This is a genomic window from Micromonospora sp. NPDC051296 (assembly GCF_040682255.1).
Lineage (GTDB): Bacteria > Actinomycetota > Actinomycetes > Mycobacteriales > Micromonosporaceae > Micromonospora > Micromonospora craterilacus.
In genome coordinates, this window is sequence record NZ_JBFBAO010000518.1 from 1 (window position 1) to 3791 (window position 3791).

The following is a 3791-nucleotide window of genomic DNA, read 5'->3' on the forward strand; positions in this document are numbered from 1 at the left end:
CGACATCCGCCGCCCGGCGGTCCGCCGGACCCGTCATCCGGCCCTGGCTCGTCGCCGGTCGGGTCGGTGGGGCCGAGTTCGTAGAGGAAGCGGCTGGTCAATCCTCAGGCCGAGTAGGCGAAGGTCAGCCGTCAGCATCGTGCCGCCACCGGTGACACGACTACCGGGCGCCCTGGCGTCGAGCAGGGCCTGGAGCGGGTCTCGTACACGGCACCACCGGCCAGGGGACGCACGTCTGGCGTTGATGGTGATCCACAGACGGCTCGACATGCGCGGCACGCTGCCCGCAAGATCGACCAGTAGCGCACCGTCATGCCGCAATCCGCGCATTACGTAGGGTCACCATGGCAGGGCTTCATGTGGTGTCGGCGGTGTCGGTGAGCGATAGCCCCGTCAGCCTCACGGATCACCGCCGTGCGTCAGGCGGAGGGGCTCAAAACTCGTCTTCGTACTCGCTGGCGGGCCGTAGCGCCCGTATGAAGGATGCGAAGTTCGGTGCCAGTACGGTGATTCGGTAGTCGTGCTCCTGGTCGACGTGGACGACTCGCGGTTCACCGTGGTCGGTGTTCTGGTAGTCGAAGGCGATCATGTCGTGTCCGGCGGATGGGCAGGTGGCGAAGTAGACGCCGATCGGCGGGTAGCCCCATTCCTGGATCCAGAAGCGGCTGCCGGCTTCGCCTGCCAGTGAGTAGGTTCTCTTCCGTCCGATTCCCATGATGCCGTCTACAGCGACGTGAGTGTCGGCCCACGTGGTCCGGCTCGGTGCCGGACAGCACGTGTGGTGGGGCATCCCGCCGTTATGGGACCGCATCAGCGTCACGTACGACGTCGGCAACCGGTGGCCCAGTTCCGCCTCGACCGTATCGATCAACACGGGCGTCGGCGGTGCGTCGACGTAGGCACTGAGCGCGTACTCGTTGTCGTCCCAGAAGGTGTCCGGGTCAAGGTCCGGAAAGGACCGCTGAACTGGCCCGTCGAACATGGCCCTCCCTGGGAGTCGGTCCGGTACGTACTCGGCCTGGGTCATCGAAGTGATCGTGGGTGTCACCTGGCCTGCCAGGCGTCATGATCAGGCATTCGTGGCTGGGTTGCGGTCGAGTGCTTGCCGTTTACGGCAGTGGTGATCTTACGATTCGGTTGTGGCGATAGGGGCTGGTGGCGGCTGGCGGTGGTGGCTGAGCGCGGGCAGCGCGGGGCTGGTGGTGTTGCCGTACTGGCAGGGTGCGCCCTGGCCGGCCGTGGTGGCGGCGGTCTTCGGAATGATCGTGGTCGGTGCCTGGGCATGGGGTACCCGGAGCGGCCGTGGTGTGGGTGTGGTTGTCGGTGTCGGCTTCATCGTCGTGCTGGCCGCGGTGTTCGCTGTCTCGCAGTGGCCCCGCGGCCTGCCCGTCGCACCGTGGCTTGACTGGTTCGCGGGGTGGTTGCTCGTCGGAGCGGTGTGCCTGGCGGCATTAGTCATCGACCATGTCACGCAGGCCGCCTCGGCAGGGTGGAACTGGCTGACGGTTCGGCGGTTCGCCGCTGTGGTGCCGCTGGCCGCTGTGGTGCTGCTGTGTGGTGGTGGGCTCGGCCTCGCCCAGATCGACGGCGACGGCAGGTTCCGGGCACCTGTTCGCGAAGATGAGATCCTTCCGCTGCCGACGTCGCTGCGCCTGATCTCGGCCGACACGTGCGCCTCCGGCGGCAGCAGCGGCAACTGCACGGCCAAGTTCGTGGTGACGGCCACCGACGGTGCCAGCCGGGAAACGACCGTGCCCCGACTCGTCGCGCACCTGCGCGAACGCGGATGGCCCTTACAACCCGAACAAGGCAGCTATTCCGGCAGCCGCGACATCAGCGGACTTCTGCACTGGAGGCCACACCGAATATGGCTGTACGCCGAAGCCGAACCCGCAACGGTGCTGCAACCGGCGGCACCGTCCGACGCAGTGAACATATACATCGACAATCTCTGACACGGCCCTGCACGGATCTGCCGCGAGTCGCGCTACGCACCGTCACGATGCTCGGTCGGGTCGGCGTCCGGTCGTGGCGCTCGGCGCCCGGGTGGTCGTCCCCGCGGGCCGCGAGTGGTCAGCCGGCGCCGAACGGGTGGGCGAAGCCCTGCTCCGACATCTCGCGCGCGATCCGCTTCAGGTCGGCGGCGAACTCGGCGACCCGGGCCTCGGTGAATCGGACCGTCGGGCCGCTGAGCGCGAGTGCTGCCACGACGCTGCCGGATCGGCCGACAATCGGCGCCGCCACGGCCGACAGGCCGTCCTCCCGCTCGCCGTGGCTCTCGGCGTATCCCTTCACCGCGGCCTCGTCGATCCACTCCTGGAGCCGCTTGACGTGCCCGGGCCCGTAGGGCGAGCGCCGGGCGATCCGTTCCAGCAGGCCGGGGCTGGCGTCGCGGAGCAGAACCTTGGCCGAGGCCCCGGCCCACATGGGCAGTTCGTCGCCGACGTGGACGACGTGGCGCAGGGGCTGCGGGCTCTCCTGTTGCGCGATGCACACCCGGTAGATGTCGCGGGCGACGTACACGTTGACCGTCTCGCGTCGGCGCGCGGCGAGTTCGCGCATCCTGCGCTGCGTGTCCGGCGGAAGCTCCCAGCTGCGCCGAGCGAGGTGGGCCCAGCGCCACAGCCCTGGTCCTGCCATGTAGCCGTTGGCGGTGGCCCAGAGCAATCCGCTCTGCTCCAGGGTGGAAACCAACCGGAGGACCGTCGTCTTCGCCAGGCCGGTCGCGTCCACGATTTCCCGAATCGACAGGGTCGGCCGGTCTTCCGTCAGCAGGGCAAGAATGTCCAACGCGCGTTGGACGCTGCGCACACCTTGCTGATCGGAGGACTCCGCCGCCGACATCTGCTGGGCGGGAACCCCTCCGTTCGCGGGCTCCTTCACGCTCATCCAATCTCCTCGCGTTCCGGTGGATCGTACCCAGCGAACCACCGGGGTGCGCGTCACCCCGGTTCACCGGGTGCGAACTGCGCGATCGGTGCCGCACGAGAGGTCGCCAGCGGCGCGGGCGCGCCGAGCGTACATAGGCACCTTTCACGCAATCGTAACGGTCTGGACTCAAACACTTGTCAGGGGCGGCCGGCGACCGTACGTTACACCCAGTCCGCGAGGCGGTCCAAGTGGTCCGGCTAGCGGTTCAGGCTCTAGGGAGCACCCATGAGTGATCTGGTCCTCGAGGTGACCGGTGGGGGCGCGGATCGTCGCCACGCGACAGCGAGGGTCGATCCTTCTGCGCGACCGGCGCGCGGCCGCGTCACCGCTGCCGTAGTCGGCCGTCTTCTTCGATCGAGAGCGAGGCCTACCGTGAAACGACCACACTCCGCCGTGGGCGCTGGTCGTCGGCGTGCCAATCACGTGGGGAGTGATGGCCGGTGACCACCGACGAGACACCACCCGCTGCCGATTCACCACCGGACGCCCCAGCTCGCCGGCGCGAACCCAGAATCCTGCGCGTTTGGGCCTCGGTGGAACTCGGCATTGCCTGCGCGGCCCTCGGGTTCATCTTCCTGAGCGTTCTGTGGCAGGTCCTCAGCAGGTACGTCAAGGCGCTCAACTGGCCGGGTGCGGGTGAGTTGGCCAACTTCTCGCTGATCGTGCTCACCTTCATCATGGTGGGCTACCTCGTCGGCAACAACGGCCACATCACCATCCAGATCATCGACTACGTCGCCAAGGGCCGGGCCCTCGTCGTCGTCAAGGTGCTGTCGGCGGTCCTCACGGCGGTGATCTGCGGGGCTCTGGCATGGGAGGCCTACGCGCTCGTAGAGGCGTATCCGACGCGGCGGACGGCG

At 68.0% G+C, this 3791-nt stretch carries 4 protein-coding genes; 2 read left to right on the forward strand and 2 right to left on the reverse strand.

Features of this window, described 5'->3' with window-relative positions; genetic code table 11:
• Positions 1-433 precede the first annotated feature (433 nt).
• Positions 434-1027, reverse strand: coding sequence for an SMI1/KNR4 family protein (locus tag AB0M52_RS32125; RefSeq protein WP_363961476.1), 594 nt, complete (start codon positions 1025-1027; stop codon positions 434-436).
• Between the two features lie 172 nt (positions 1028-1199).
• On the opposite strand from AB0M52_RS32125, the gene AB0M52_RS32130 reads away from it, so the two are divergent.
• On the forward strand, positions 1200-1955 hold the full coding sequence (locus tag AB0M52_RS32130; protein WP_363961478.1) for a hypothetical protein: 756 nt from the start codon (positions 1200-1202) through the stop codon (positions 1953-1955).
• Between the two features lie 118 nt (positions 1956-2073).
• Here the strand turns inward: AB0M52_RS32130 and AB0M52_RS32135 are convergent, their stop codons facing one another.
• On the reverse strand, positions 2074-2889 hold the full coding sequence (locus AB0M52_RS32135) for an IclR family transcriptional regulator (RefSeq protein WP_363961480.1): 816 nt from the start codon (positions 2887-2889) through the stop codon (positions 2074-2076).
• A 482-nt stretch (positions 2890-3371) separates the two neighbouring features.
• On the opposite strand from AB0M52_RS32135, the gene AB0M52_RS32140 reads away from it, so the two are divergent.
• Positions 3372-3791: TRAP transporter small permease subunit (locus tag AB0M52_RS32140; RefSeq protein WP_363961482.1), on the forward strand; the 420-nt coding region annotated here is incomplete at its 3' end.

Coding starts and splice junctions, on each gene's coding strand:
- AB0M52_RS32125 (WP_363961476.1), bottom strand. CDS start 1,027: ATGACCCAGGCCGAGTACGTACCGGACCGACTCCCAGGGAGGGCCATG.
- AB0M52_RS32135 (WP_363961480.1), bottom strand. CDS start 2,889: ATGAGCGTGAAGGAGCCCGCGAACGGAGGGGTTCCCGCCCAGCAGATG.